Consider the following 13,050-nt stretch of genomic DNA (forward strand, 5'->3'; position numbering starts at 1 on the left):
AGTCCATTTATTAGGTTGAACTTTTCAATGCCTGTTTTTTGTTGGAAGTCAATCTTTATTTTTAGGTAAACTTAAATTATTTTTAGGTAAACTTAAAAATTATATTCAAAATCCCTAATATTTATTATGGTTCTTGTTCATCATTCCGTATTTTGAAGAGAACAGTTTTAATGTACCCCAATTTAGAGTTTTATAACTACTTTTGAAAAATAACATTTGCTTGTCCTTTAGTGAAATAAGTCCATGGATTGAAATACTACTTACAAGGAGTGCTTCTTCACTAAATAGTCTTGCTGCACGACGTCCCATCAACTTCAGCTAAAATTTTCTTTACTTACGTACAAATAAAAGTAGTGCAAACACATAATGTTTACACTACATAGCTTTTATATTTCTTTTATCTGGAAAGAACTAAGTCGATTTGCTTTCGGATTGTAGATAATATCCCCTTGAATGTCGAGATTCCCTTGAGAACTTTGCAACTTGAATGAATAGCTTTCTTTCATTGCCGTATTCGATATTTTGGTTTTGGTTAATAAATGATACTCCGCTATTCGATATCCTGGATATGCAGTTTCAACCACGTGTAGCAAGCGTGCCCCCCACCCTTCCATTTGCGAATCGGAGGCCGGGATAATTTCGACATTTAATACTCCAACGTTCGGATTGACTCCTAATGCTTCAAACGCATTACGGTGAATATTTAATCTATTAGGTGGATAATCTTCCACCTCGTCCACTACCTTTACAACGACTTCCCTCCCATATGGCGCCTGTATATTTCTTAATCTTATAAATTGACCACATCGATAAGGAGAATTTCTTGCGACAGCTACAGTCATATAATTGTTTTCTGACCAAGGCATTTCACATTTCGTCACTGGCCCTCCATAAGTCCAAGTAACTTGACCATGAACCGGTTGTCTTTCATCATAAGCAAATGCAGTGTTTCTTTCATATGGTAATTCGGGTTGATATGGAAAGGAATTCACGTAATAAGGCAAATAATAAAAATAATATGGAAACATTCGTATTCCTCCTGTTTATAAGGTAAAAACAATTAATTCGTTATCTGTAAAAGCCGATTATAAACCGTTTAGATGGATAAAAGCCTTCATGATAACATATTACCCAGGAGGTAAACTGGTGACTATTCTATATAGTTTATGTACAAAAAGACGCCCATACGTCAATAGTATAGGCGCCTTCGATATATTTGTGGCGAAAGAACTAAGTGTTCACATCACTTATTTCATTATCTTTCGACTTACACAAATCAGCTCATCGCATTTCTAGAATAACATATATTCCTTTATTTAACCATTGGAAAATTAACCTAAATAGTAAGAGGTTGTTCAAAAAGGCCGGTAAAAATGACATGCCGCTGTGTAGGGACAACGTTACAACAAATCTTTACGGCGGAACGAGTAATCTTAGTCCCAGGACGTTGTGTTCTTAGCCGACCCATTCCTTTTTATCATCCTTTTTGAACACACCTTACAATACTTTATCTAAAAATTCCTTTGTTCTACCTGATGTCGGGTTTGAGAAGATGACATCTGGGCGACCCTCCTCCATAATAATCCCTTCATCCATAAATAAAACACGGTCTGCTACTTCTCTTGCAAAACCCATCTCATGTGTCACAACAACCATCGTCATTCCTTCTATAGCAAGTTGCCTCATTACCTCAAGCACTTCCCCAACTAATTCAGGATCGAGCGCCGAAGTTGGTTCATCAAATAACATCAATTTGGGTTCCATCGCAAGTGCCCTAGCGATCGCAACACGTTGCTGTTGTCCCCCTGATAAAGATGATGGATATTTATTGGCTTTATCTGATAAACCTACCTTCTTAAGTAACTTTAGTCCACGTTCCTTCGCTTCATTTTTAGAGATTTTTCGAACCTTCATTGGAGCGAGCATAATATTTTCTATAACCGTCTTATGCGGGAACAGATTAAATTGCTGGAATACCATCCCCACTTCTGTTCGAACCATATTAATGTTTGTTTTTTTATTTTTTAAATTGAAGCCATCTACAGTCACCTGTCCACTCGTGATAGACTCTAACATATTTAAACAACGTAAAAATGTACTTTTTCCAGATCCACTTGGCCCAATAACACAAACAACTTCAGAGGATTGAATCTCACAATCTATTCCTTTTAACACTTCATGATCCCCAAAACTTTTGTGTAAATTTTCTACTTTAATCATTGTACATCCAACCTCTTTTCAATCATTCGTAATATATACGATAATGTTAAGGTAATAATTAAGTAAAAGACTGCAACCGTTGTATAAATTTCGACTGCATTAAAATAGTTAGATGCAATTAATCTTCCTTGAAACATTAATTCCGGAACAAGAATAACAGATAAAAGGGAAGTATCTTTAATACTAATAATAAATTGATTTCCTAGTGGAGGGATCATTCGTTTAAATGCTTGAGGCCACACAATATAACGCATCGTTTGATTGTGGGTTAAACCAAGTGATCGTCCTGCTTCTACTTGTCCTTTCGCAATGGACTGGACCGCACCACGTACAATCTCGGCAATATAGGCTCCTGAGTTAACAGCGATCACGATAATTCCAGCTGTCACGGATGCCATATTATATCCAGTTATCAGTGGTAACGCAAAGAAAATCCAAATTGCTTGTACAAGTACAGGTGTCCCTCGGATGACTTCAATATATATGGATGAAATACCATAAAATATTTTATTTTTTGATATACGTCCAAGCCCAAATATAGCTCCTAATACAAAACCGATAATAAGTCCTATGATTGAAATTAGTAATGTATAATAAAGACCTGTGCCAAGTTCTGGCAAAAAGTCAATCACACCAGCCCAATTAAATCTACCTTCCATATTCACACCTCTTAAAGTAAAAATAAGACTTATCTAGTACGAGATAAGCCCTATTTTAGATTTTTCAATTGAAGCGTACCTCTTTTATTATTCTTGTTTTGCACCAAACCAAGTTTCATAGATTTCGTCATATGTTCCATTTTCCTTTAGTGTTGCAAGTGCATCATTAATTGCAGTAACTAATTCTTCCTTACCTTTCGTAACCGCGATCCCATAGTCTTCTGCTTGATATAGTTCACCAACCGCTTTTAATTTTTCTCCTGTTGTATTAATGTAATAGTTTACGTTTGGCGCATCATATAGAATGGCATCTGCACTTCCATTTTCCACCGCTAAATATGCTTGATCTAGTTGTTCATATTCTTTAGACTCTGCACCATCAATATTATCTTTAATAAATTGTGAACTTGTTGATCCCATACGTGTTGCAACTATTTTTCCTTCTAAATCCTCAATACTTTGAATCTCATCATTATCCTTTGCAACCCCAATTTGTAAACCGGATTCATAGTAAGGATCACTATAATCAATGACTTGTTTTCTATCTTCTGTAATACTAATTCCAGCTATAGCAATATCAAATTGACCAGTTTGAAGACCCGGAATAACTCCATCAAAGTTTGTTGTTTCTAAATTGATTTCAAATCCAGCTTCTTCAGCGATAGCTTTAATTAACTCAATATCAAATCCGGTATATTCTCCATCCTCACCTTTAAATTCGAATGGAACAAAAGATGTATCACTAACAACGGTATACGTGTCTTCTAATTCACTTTCATTAGAACTAGCCTCTCCATCCGTATTAGCTGTTTCTTCCCCATTGTTTGCCTCTTCTCCTTCATTACTTGAAGTAGCATCATTCCCACCACACGCTGCAAGGAATAGAACAAACATTAGGGAAACCAATAATGTTAAAATTAATTTCCACTTACTTCCTCCCAATTAATAGACCCCCTTATTTTATCTCTTATCTCATTTATATAACCAATCCGGAAAACTAATACCAATAAATTTTAAGAATCCTATTTATACTTCTGATTTTGAAATAGCTTTAGTTATTGAGATTAAGTACTAATATTCTTTAAAAAATAATAGACCGTATATCACGGACAAAATACCACTACTTCTTGCTTCAAACGTTCGTGAGAGTCCTTGTCACGTACAAAACACCGCTGCTATTTGCTTCAAACGTCCGTGAGTGCCCTTGTCACGGACAAAACACCGCTGCTTTTTGCTTCAAACGTCCGTGAGAATGCCTATTCATAAAAAAAGCAGAAGCAAATTCTTTTACGAATTGCTCTGCTATTCTGGTTGGGTTCATTATGTAATTTTCATTACTCTATTTGTGTTTCATACTTCAAAGGAAAAGCCCGTTAAGCCAAAAACGAAGCGCCTTATCTTTCTTTTCTAATGAAGTTCCCCTTCAAAAGGATACACTCCTATACTTTTTGCTTCATCATAATAGTCTGTAATGATAGTATCTAGAATTTCTTCTACACTTTTTCCTTCCGTGTCGATTCCAAGTGTATTAGCTGCTTGCAATACTTTTGCTTCCTGTACCTCCTTTGCCAATTCTCGCAACTCTTTTCCATCTGCATGAATTTCAAGAGCATCTGCTTCTTGCTTTATTTTCTTCTCCATGATTATCTTTTTAAGTTCTTTACTTCCCTTATCTTTAGTCGGAATTCCTAATTCTTCTGCTTCCTGTTTTATATCGGCTTCATAAACCATCTTGGCGAGTGTTTTAGAATCCGTATCATCAGATTTAATTCCTAGTTCTTCCGCTTTCTTTACTATTCTCGCTTGATGAACTTTTTTCTTTATATCTTCCATACTCGTATCTTCCAGCTCTATTTCTACTTCCATTTCTTCAGCAGCATTCATTATTAAAGCTTCCTGAACCTCAGCTTTTAATGTTTCCATATCTTTATCTTCTATCTCTATTCCAAGCTCTTTCGCATGTAACTTTACCATCGAATCGGAGAGAAAATGTCCATCCCCTCTTTTTTCTTCCATTTTATGTTCTGTTCCCAAAACAGATTCAATAAAAGGATGATTGGATTCTGCAGAGGCAAACGGAACCGCCCACAAACCTAGTACCGCCAAACTGGTTAATAAAATTAAATACCTATTCAATTTACTCACCCCTAAATGTATTTTCATGAAGTAGTATGCCCTAGAAGAAAATGAAAATGTATTTATTAAGGGATAAATAAAAAAACGCTGGGATCATAAAAAAATCCAAGCGTTCCAATCATCTTTCAATCTATTAATAAGAAGTCTCTAATTCAACTGTTCTTTCAACCCATTTTATATATTCATCCATCACAGAATCAATAAATTGAATGGTACCCCCGTCCGTTAAATTACCATGTTCATCCACTTTTTGATGTATGGAGCCTACATAAACTTCATTTCCTGGTAATATTCTTGTTGAAACATTTTTAGCATTTAAGATTTCGCGAAGGTGTAGTTGAGCTTTCACGGTACCTAATGCTCCTATGGATGCCCCAACAATCATTGCTGGTTTATTCACTAAGACCGGTTCCACTCTTGAAAACCAATCGATAGCATTCTTTAAGACAGCTGGAATGGAGGCATTATATTCAGGAGTGGCAAATAAAATACCGTCACTTTCTTTTATCTTTTCCCTTAATATCTTCACAAGTTCAGGCGGATTTAATTCTTCATCCTCATTAAAGAAAGGAAGTTCGTTTATAGGAAGAATCTCGATTTCTACTTTATTCGAATATCTTTCTTGCATATACCGAACTAATTTCATGTTATAAGACTCTCTCCGAACACTTCCGACCATTGCTACTATTTTCATACATTTAATCCTCCATATGTATATTCATTCTTATATTAATTATAAATCTATTATTCCAAAGAATCCCCTCAACATCAAGTGACGTTTGTTTCACATAATGGATAATTCTTCTAGTCTTTAGGAAATTTAAAATTTAAATCTTCAAACATTTATTCAAAGACTTGAACTAATAATTAAAAAGGATTATTATTTTTAGTGTACTTTTTAAACTTTCGCTATTTGCTGGTGTAGCACAGTTGGTAGTGCACTTCACTCGTAATGAAGGGGTCGGAGGTTCGAGTCCTCTCACCAGCATTAACCTTAAACCCTGACATAGAGCGATTCTTGAGATACCTCGAGAATTGCTCTTTTACTTTTTCTAAATGCAAATGCCGACCATTTTGACTGCGAAACGATATTAACCAGACAAATAAAGTAGAAAAGCCAGGAAATTTATAGGCTAGAGTTCTCCAAACTCTAGCCCTTGATCTACCAAACCACAACTCAAAAAACCGTCTGTTTTAGAAATATCTATTGCAGCAATGACAAAATTCCCTTTTATTTCTCTTACCATGATAGATAGGTCCAAAGTGGTCATTATGATGGTGACATCTTCTACGTCTATCATCATGATGGTGACATCTTCTACATTCATCATCATGACGGTTCCATCCTCCACGTCTATCATCGTGGTGGTGACATCCTCTACGTTCATCATGATGGTCCCATTCTCTACATCTATGATGGTGATGGTGTTCCCTACAGCAAGAACTATGACGATGTCTACCTGAATCGTGATAACACATATAATCCCCTCCCTTCTCGTTATTAGCATACGTATACTTGAAAAAAAAGCTTGGACTGGTCACGTAGTTATTTACATCATTTTTAGCTTTTCAGGCTTTTATTCTTATTTTTAGGTGTAAAAGAATACAGTTACTCCTTTTTTTGTGTAATGTTTTTGCTACCGCTGTATAAACCTGTTGCTGATAAACCAAGCATCAACCCAATGATAATTCTTTGTTTTATTTCTGTATCGAGATAAAGTAATCCAAAAAGCAGCCCGACACCTACAGCGACAAAAGGGGAATATTTTACAGGTAACCCCCCTCGCTTAAATAACTCAACAACCCCTAGTATAAGTGGAATAATCGCAATGTCATAAACTTCAAACAATGTAGACCCCTCCTTTCCTAATACGTTCTTTATATAATATTCAGTTGACAATCTTTTGTATGGACAGGTTAAAAAAATAAAGAGCACTTGCAAACTGAACTGCAAGTGCTCTTTATTACTATATATAAAATCAAAATATTATTTTACTGATAATACTGGATACCCTAAATCTCGAATAACGCCTTCAATTTCTTTTGCTTTAATTTTACCTTCATCATATTGTGTTTCCACCATTTTTGAACTAAAAGATACATTGGCTGAATAAATTCCTTTTGTGGTATTAAGCGTATCCTCAATATTAGTGATACAAGATGGGCATGTTAATGGTTCTAGTTCAAAGATTGCTTTATGCAAATTAGTTTCCCCCTAAGAATTAATCAACTTGATTTTAACCCTTTTCACTGTAAAAATGTACCTTAATATTAAGATGTCATAAATTGTTCACAATTATGATAAACTCTAACATACCAACGTTTTATTAGTGCGAAAATTGTAAATTTCCAGTAAGACTTGAAATGTTTTTCTTAAAGAGAATTAAGTTGTAAAATTAGTCTAGGAAGAATAATTTATGTTGGTAAGGAAGTGGAAAATGAAACAAATTTATAGCGACATTATACAGTTTCGAGGGAGTCATTATGACTTTGGACTTATGCAAGGAAAACAATTAAAGGATTCTTTTATTGTTAAAAACCGTAAAAAGGCTTGGAAATTAAGAGAACCTAAATTTCGAATCGATCCATCAGACACGCAACGAATTCTAAATGAGTTTGCCCCTGGAATTTGGGAAGAACTCGAGGGATTACATGATGCGTTAGAGGAACCAATAGAATCTATTTTAAGAGATTATGGTGGCTATCGGGTAGAAATAGAAAAAAGTGGTTGCTCGATTTTTACAGGAAAGGATTTCATGGTCCGTAACTATGATTATCATCCTAAAACCTATGAAGGAAGATATAGCTTTTTCCAACCTTATGATGATGGTTTTGCCACGGTTGGTCCACAGCAACGAGTTACTGGGAGAATGGATGGAATGAATGAAAAGGGGCTCGCCTTAGGTTATAATTCTATCCAAAGAAAAAAACCAAAAGATGGATTTGTTTGCCACATGATTAGCAGAATGGTATTAGAAAACTGCGCAAATGTAGATGAAGCAATAGCAATGCTAAAAGAAATTCCCCATCGTCATTCTTTTAGTTACATCGTTCTTGATAAAAAAGGAGAAGCATATATCGTTGAGGCAAGTCCCAGGTCTGTGCAAATTCGTCAATCGAATATGTGTACGAATCATTTTGAACTGCAAAAATCCGAAAATAAACGCTACCTAGATGATTCCTACCGTCGATTAGAAGCTATGAAAAAACATCAAAATCAAGCAACAGATGTTTATCAAGCATTTCGAATGATGAACGATACGGATAAAGGAGTGTTCTCTAAGGAGTATAAAAATTGGGGAGGTACGATCCATACTTCAACCTACCAACCTAATGAATTGAAGGTATGGTTCGCTTTAGGTGGTGACCAAAAACCTATTATCTTTGATTTCCAAGAATGGATAGATGGAAATGATATCTCTTTAAACCAAATAACTGGGGAGATAGACACGAACCTAAGTTTTGCCCATATGGAAAAAATATAACGAGCAATTCGTGCAACTCTATTTAGGAGTTGCACTTTTTCATATCTTCTTTGCCTGTCATTCTCCATTAACTTCCTTCTTCATCAGAAGATACTCGATATGATCACTTTTAAATTTTCTTAGTTTCACAAATCCTAATTTCTTATACAATTGGATGGCTCGTTGATTAAACGTTGCAACCGTTAGTCTAATATCTTTTTCTTTCTCAAGTTTCATAATATATTTAAGAATATGGGAGAAGAAGAGATATCCATTCCCTTTTCCAGTAAGTTCTGGCTTCATCGCTATACCAACATCTATACAATCCTCACTATATATTCCTTTTTGATCACCAGATGGAATTTGCGCTGATTTTCCAATACAAAAGTATCCAACTAATTGATTCTTCTCATTAACAACCGCAAAATATCTATATGTAAGAAGCTCCATAATGGCACTTCCCGATAATACATTATTATAAAAATCATATGGCTTTTCATATTTCCAGCATAGTGCATCGACTGCATATTTCTCAGTCATCCTTTTTATAAATAAAGGCATCATCCTATCTCTCCAGTCTAAATTGAACCATTTTCTACTATTTTATCATAATGGAATCATTGACAAAAAACTGCCCAAATATTTGGACAGTAAATTTTTATTTCATCTAAACGGGCAGTAAGAACCCCATTGGTGGAAATTTTCTTTATTTTTCATTTTCACTTTCCCAACATTCCATAAAACGTAATAAAAGTTGTGATATTTCATTAAGCTTATTTATTACATTTACATCCTTTTCTTCTTTCCGCAAAGATGTAAACACACTTTCAATCAAGAAAAGCCGGGGTGCTTCCTCTAGCAATTCATCTATTAAAAAATCAACGTAATGATTATCATTTTTTATAGTAGATTGTAATTCTTGTAACTGATCAATTAACTCTTCCTTATATTCTTCGCTATTTCTATTTTGATTGGATGAATATAAATAATCCTTATGAAAAAACACCTCATCCGCAGAGTTAGAGTGGATTATCATTTTAGTTCGACGAAGGGCAAATTCTATTACATTTTCTGTCTTTTTCGTTTCCATTTTATACATTTTTATTGCATGCATGCTATGTTGAAGAATTCCTAAAAATGTAATCGAATGATCCATTATGTGTTTACTGATATTTGGACCATAAAGATCTATAAGTCTTTTGGAAACCCATTCTAATTCTAATTCATATTGTTTTTTCATTAACGATTTCAAACCCTCATCATCAGATATTGGGATGGAATTAAATAAAGCCATTAAGTTATGTTTTTTATCCATTTTAAAGCGAACATCCACTTGCTTAACGAACAATTTTTCATCATCTAACTCTCCGTAAGAAGCAAGTTCCATTCTTTCATTTATTACCTCTTCATAAACCGCACTTAGAATGGCCATTAAACATTCGTTCTTTGAATTAAAATAATTATAAAATGTGCCTTTTGCAATTTTCGCCTCATTCAATATATCTTGAATGGAAGTCATTTGAAACCCATTTTTAATAAAAAGTTTTTGAGCCGCATTGATAATTTGCTTTTCCTTATCGTTCATAGAATCCACCTTTAGAACATTAGTCTATTTTTATTTTAGAACTTAAGCATTAATATATCAATGTTTATATTTTATTGGAAATAATGATTGATATTTTTGTACTATCGGTATAGAATGTATAAAGTCAAATATAGATCTAAATGGACCCCACTTTTTTTTGGTTAAGGTGGGGACTCATTTTTTTGCACAAGAAACTATAAGGTAGACGTAGTAATAATTTAATGTGCTGGGTATAAATTAAACCTACGTGCTCGTGTTTCGTTTTTTAATAAATAGAAAGAAGGTAAAATATGTCACAAGAAAATACAATGCATCATAAACCACCCTATGGAATGATAGCCATTCTTTTTATTGGTGCGTTTGTTGCTATCTTAAATGAAACGTTGTTAAATGTTGCACTCCCTTCCATTATGACAGAGTTCAAGGTCGATGCAACTGCTGTACAGTGGTTAACAACTGGATATATGTTAATTAATGGGATACTAATTCCAGCGAGTGCGTTCTTTATTCAACGCTTTACAAATAGAGGTTTATTCCTAACAGCAATGTCTTTATTTACAATAGGTACCATCCTAGCTAGCATATCACCAACATTTGGAGTGCTCTTAGCTGCACGTATGATTCAAGCTTCAGGTTCTGCTGTCATGATGCCACTATTAATGAATGTCATGCTTGTTGCTTTCCCAGTAGAAAAACGAGGAGCAGCGATGGGAACCTTTGGACTGGTAATGATTGTCGCTCCTGCTTTAGGACCAACTTTATCAGGGTGGATTGTAGAACATTACAGCTGGAGAATGTTATTCGATATTGTTATACCAATTGCGATATTATCCTTAGTAATCGGTATATTCAAGTTAAAAAATCTGACACCCCAGCGAGCTATTAAAGTGGATATCTTTTCACTCATCTTATCCAGCTTTGGTTTTGGCGGACTTCTCTATGGGTTTAGTAAAGCAGGAAGTGATGGATGGACGAATCCATTCGTTTATGGATCGATCATTATAGGTGCTATCTCTGTTATCGGGCTTATTCTTCGTCAACTACGTATGGATGAACCAATGCTTGAATTTAGAATCTATAAATACTCCATGTTTGCCCTATCATCTGCTATTTCCATTGTCCTAGCAATTGCGATGTTCTCGGGAATGATTCTTCTTCCAATTTATGTACAGACGATTCGTGGATTTAGCCCAATGGATGCCGGATTATTAATGCTCCCAGGGGCTCTTGTGATGGGATTCATGTCCCCAATCACAGGTAGATTATTTGATAAATATGGGGCAAAGACTTTAGGTATTATTGGGTTAATTATTACAATTGTAACTACGTTTTATTTTAGTAAATTAGATATGGAAATTTCCTTTGTATCGCTAATGATTCTCTTTGCAATCCGTAGTTTTGGTATGTCAATGGTAATGATGCCTATTATGACAAATGGCTTAAACCAACTACCACAAAAAGATTATCCACATGGAACTGCGATGAACAATACGCTACAACAAGTTTCCGGTGCCATCGGTTCTGCGCTATTAATTACAATCATGAATAAGCACAGCAAAGCGGAAGCCGAGGAATTAATGCAGGATGCTATGGCAAATATGGATTCATCTGCTATGACATCCAAACAAGGACTGGCAGAAATGAAAACACATATTTTAAATGAAGCGATGCTACATGGAATTAATTTTTCATTCCTTGTCTCAACCTTTATTGCCATACTTGCACTAATCCTAGCCTTCTTCATTCGAAGAGTTGGACCAGATGGGAAAATTATGAAAAAGGGAAAATCAAATACGTCTTCTGAATCAGTAACAGTTTCTGATTAATCTATAACAAATAAGGAATAGAGATCATGTTCTCTATTCCTTATTTGTTTCTGTAACTATATACTTAACCGGAAGATCATGGGAATCAATGGGAAGTCGCTGGATTACTTGGAAATGGCTTGCCAAAGAAATCGATTCATTTGGAAAATCAACTAAAAAGCGATCATAGTATCCTCCACCAAAGCCAATTCGATACCCATTTGGATCAAAAACAACACCTGGAACAATTAACAAATCAATATCATACTTTTTTACTTTTATTGTCTTTCCAGGACTTGGCTCTGGAATATCGTATAATCCTTTTTCTAATTGATGAAAATGATGGATTCGATAAAATACCATTTCCCTATTCGGAAGACACTTTGGCACACAGACAGCTTTTCCCTCATCCCATGCCTTTTCAATAATGGGTTTTGTATCCCATTCACACCCTTGTGAAATGGTAATTCCGATTGTTTTTGCTTTTTTCCAAAGATCAGAGTCTAATAATTTATTTCTTAATTGCTGTTCTATTTCTAATTTTTTATCCTTCGACAGGCTTTTTAACTTAGCAATTGTTCTTTTTCGTAGTTCTGTTTTATTCAGTGAAATCCCCTACTTTTATTTACTAATTAAAGCAAGTACTTCATTTCTTGATTTACTATTTTCTCTAAATGACCCACGAACGGCACTCGTTACAGTTTTGGAACCTTGTTTTTTCACACCACGGATACTCATACACATATGTTCCGCCTCCAAAATAACCATGACACCAACTGGATCTAATTCTTCCATTAATAAATCTGCAACAGATTTGGTGATTCTCTCTTGTAATTGCGGTCTTTTACTAATATCATCCACAATCCTTGCCATTTTACTTAAACCTATGACACGACCATTTTTCGGAATATATGCAACGTGCGCAACACCGATAAATGGCACTAAATGATGTTCACACATGGAGGAGAATTGAATATCTTTCACAAGTACCATTTCCTCATGTTGTTCTTCAAACACCGTTTCACAATGGACAGCGGGGTTTTTGGATAGTCCTGAAAAAACTTCTTCATACATATTTGCTACTCGTTTTGGTGTATCTAATAAACCTTGACGATCTGGATCTTCCCCAATTGCTTCTAAAATTTGTCGAACTGCTGATTGAATTTTTTCCTTATCCATTT

At 34.9% G+C, this 13,050-nt stretch carries 15 protein-coding genes and 1 tRNA gene; 3 read left to right on the top strand and 13 right to left on the bottom strand.

What is annotated here, in order from left to right:
- Nucleotides 1-386 precede the first annotated feature (386 nt).
- The 6 genes from ACFQ18_RS12235 to ACFQ18_RS12260 all read right to left on the bottom strand — a co-directional run bounded on the left by ACFQ18_RS12235 (nucleotide 387) and on the right by ACFQ18_RS12260 (nucleotide 5,709).
- A complete protein-coding gene (locus tag ACFQ18_RS12235; RefSeq protein ID WP_052771647.1) occupies nucleotides 387-1,028 on the bottom strand; it encodes a hypothetical protein in 642 nt (213 codons plus the stop codon).
- A 469-nt stretch (nucleotides 1,029-1,497) separates the two neighbouring features.
- Nucleotides 1,498-2,220, bottom strand: coding sequence for an amino acid ABC transporter ATP-binding protein (locus ACFQ18_RS12240; protein WP_047184271.1), 723 nt, complete (start codon nucleotides 2,218-2,220; stop codon nucleotides 1,498-1,500).
- Nucleotides 2,217-2,879, bottom strand: a complete 663-nt coding sequence (locus ACFQ18_RS12245; protein ID WP_111014493.1) for an amino acid ABC transporter permease — start codon at nucleotides 2,877-2,879, stop codon at nucleotides 2,217-2,219. The genes ACFQ18_RS12240 and ACFQ18_RS12245 overlap by 4 nt, the downstream gene beginning before the upstream one ends.
- Before the next feature lie 87 nt (nucleotides 2,880-2,966).
- On the bottom strand, nucleotides 2,967-3,821 hold the full coding sequence (locus ACFQ18_RS12250) for a transporter substrate-binding domain-containing protein (RefSeq protein ID WP_052771646.1): 855 nt from the start codon (nucleotides 3,819-3,821) through the stop codon (nucleotides 2,967-2,969).
- 465 nt (nucleotides 3,822-4,286) lie between these two features.
- Nucleotides 4,287-5,015: a hypothetical protein gene (locus ACFQ18_RS12255; protein ID WP_047184269.1), complete on the bottom strand. Its 729-nt coding sequence runs from the start codon at nucleotides 5,013-5,015 to the stop codon at nucleotides 4,287-4,289.
- A 133-nt stretch (nucleotides 5,016-5,148) separates the two neighbouring features.
- Nucleotides 5,149-5,709: an NADPH-dependent FMN reductase gene (locus ACFQ18_RS12260; RefSeq protein ID WP_047184268.1), complete on the bottom strand. Its 561-nt coding sequence runs from the start codon at nucleotides 5,707-5,709 to the stop codon at nucleotides 5,149-5,151.
- Nucleotides 5,710-5,930: 221 nt separating this feature from the next.
- Here ACFQ18_RS12260 and ACFQ18_RS12265 point away from each other — a divergent pair.
- Nucleotides 5,931-6,003 (top strand) — tRNA-Thr (locus ACFQ18_RS12265).
- A gap of 145 nt (nucleotides 6,004-6,148) precedes the next feature.
- Here the strand turns inward: ACFQ18_RS12265 and ACFQ18_RS12270 are convergent.
- The 3 genes from ACFQ18_RS12270 to ACFQ18_RS12280 all read right to left on the bottom strand — a co-directional run bounded on the left by ACFQ18_RS12270 (nucleotide 6,149) and on the right by ACFQ18_RS12280 (nucleotide 7,218).
- A complete protein-coding gene (locus ACFQ18_RS12270) occupies nucleotides 6,149-6,523 on the bottom strand; it encodes a hypothetical protein (RefSeq protein WP_204798411.1) in 375 nt (124 codons plus the stop codon).
- A 101-nt stretch (nucleotides 6,524-6,624) separates the two neighbouring features.
- Nucleotides 6,625-6,864, bottom strand: coding sequence for a hypothetical protein (locus tag ACFQ18_RS12275; RefSeq protein ID WP_047184266.1), 240 nt, complete (start codon nucleotides 6,862-6,864; stop codon nucleotides 6,625-6,627).
- Nucleotides 6,865-7,002: 138 nt separating this feature from the next.
- Nucleotides 7,003-7,218, bottom strand: a complete 216-nt coding sequence (locus ACFQ18_RS12280; RefSeq protein WP_204798412.1) for a heavy-metal-associated domain-containing protein — start codon at nucleotides 7,216-7,218, stop codon at nucleotides 7,003-7,005.
- A gap of 235 nt (nucleotides 7,219-7,453) precedes the next feature.
- Here ACFQ18_RS12280 and ACFQ18_RS12285 point away from each other — a divergent pair, with 235 nt between their 5' ends.
- Nucleotides 7,454-8,500, top strand: a complete 1,047-nt coding sequence (locus ACFQ18_RS12285; protein WP_204798413.1) for a C45 family autoproteolytic acyltransferase/hydolase — start codon at nucleotides 7,454-7,456, stop codon at nucleotides 8,498-8,500.
- 57 nt (nucleotides 8,501-8,557) lie between these two features.
- Here the strand turns inward: ACFQ18_RS12285 and ACFQ18_RS12290 are convergent, their stop codons facing one another.
- Nucleotides 8,558-9,043: a GNAT family N-acetyltransferase gene (locus tag ACFQ18_RS12290; RefSeq protein WP_338111362.1), complete on the bottom strand. Its 486-nt coding sequence runs from the start codon at nucleotides 9,041-9,043 to the stop codon at nucleotides 8,558-8,560.
- A gap of 142 nt (nucleotides 9,044-9,185) precedes the next feature.
- On the bottom strand, nucleotides 9,186-10,064 hold the full coding sequence (locus ACFQ18_RS12295; RefSeq protein WP_047184263.1) for a TetR/AcrR family transcriptional regulator: 879 nt from the start codon (nucleotides 10,062-10,064) through the stop codon (nucleotides 9,186-9,188).
- Between the two features lie 290 nt (nucleotides 10,065-10,354).
- Between ACFQ18_RS12295 and ACFQ18_RS12300 the strand changes: the two genes are divergently transcribed.
- Nucleotides 10,355-11,890: a DHA2 family efflux MFS transporter permease subunit gene (locus ACFQ18_RS12300; RefSeq protein ID WP_204798414.1), complete on the top strand. Its 1,536-nt coding sequence runs from the start codon at nucleotides 10,355-10,357 to the stop codon at nucleotides 11,888-11,890.
- Between the two features lie 33 nt (nucleotides 11,891-11,923).
- Here the strand turns inward: ACFQ18_RS12300 and ACFQ18_RS12305 are convergent, their stop codons facing one another.
- The gene (locus ACFQ18_RS12305) at nucleotides 11,924-12,481 is read right to left on the bottom strand and encodes a 5-formyltetrahydrofolate cyclo-ligase (protein ID WP_379566478.1); all 558 of its coding nucleotides are present in this window, start codon (nucleotides 12,479-12,481) and stop codon (nucleotides 11,924-11,926) included.
- A 9-nt stretch (nucleotides 12,482-12,490) separates the two neighbouring features.
- The gene (gene folE, locus ACFQ18_RS12310; protein ID WP_060667878.1) at nucleotides 12,491-13,048 is read right to left on the bottom strand and encodes a GTP cyclohydrolase I FolE; all 558 of its coding nucleotides are present in this window, start codon (nucleotides 13,046-13,048) and stop codon (nucleotides 12,491-12,493) included.
- Nucleotides 13,049-13,050 lie beyond the last annotated feature (2 nt).

Origin of the sequence: Oceanobacillus caeni, assembly GCF_042678465.1 — a bacterium.
GTDB classification, from domain to species: domain Bacteria; phylum Bacillota; class Bacilli; order Bacillales; family Amphibacillaceae; genus Oceanobacillus; species Oceanobacillus caeni.

Coding starts and splice junctions, on each gene's coding strand:
- folE (WP_060667878.1), bottom strand. CDS start 13,048: ATGGATAAGGAAAAAATTCAATCAGCAGTTCGACAAATTTTAGAAGCA.
- ACFQ18_RS12245 (WP_111014493.1), bottom strand. CDS start 2,879: ATGGAAGGTAGATTTAATTGGGCTGGTGTGATTGACTTTTTGCCAGAA.
- ACFQ18_RS12285 (WP_204798413.1), top strand. CDS start 7,454: ATGAAACAAATTTATAGCGACATTATACAGTTTCGAGGGAGTCATTAT.
- ACFQ18_RS12235 (WP_052771647.1), bottom strand. CDS start 1,028: ATGTTTCCATATTATTTTTATTATTTGCCTTATTACGTGAATTCCTTT.
- ACFQ18_RS12290 (WP_338111362.1), bottom strand. CDS start 9,043: ATGATGCCTTTATTTATAAAAAGGATGACTGAGAAATATGCAGTCGAT.
- ACFQ18_RS12270 (WP_204798411.1), bottom strand. CDS start 6,523: ATGCTAATAACGAGAAGGGAGGGGATTATATGTGTTATCACGATTCAG.
- ACFQ18_RS12295 (WP_047184263.1), bottom strand. CDS start 10,064: ATGAACGATAAGGAAAAGCAAATTATCAATGCGGCTCAAAAACTTTTT.
- ACFQ18_RS12300 (WP_204798414.1), top strand. CDS start 10,355: ATGTCACAAGAAAATACAATGCATCATAAACCACCCTATGGAATGATA.
- ACFQ18_RS12240 (WP_047184271.1), bottom strand. CDS start 2,220: ATGATTAAAGTAGAAAATTTACACAAAAGTTTTGGGGATCATGAAGTG.
- ACFQ18_RS12260 (WP_047184268.1), bottom strand. CDS start 5,709: ATGAAAATAGTAGCAATGGTCGGAAGTGTTCGGAGAGAGTCTTATAAC.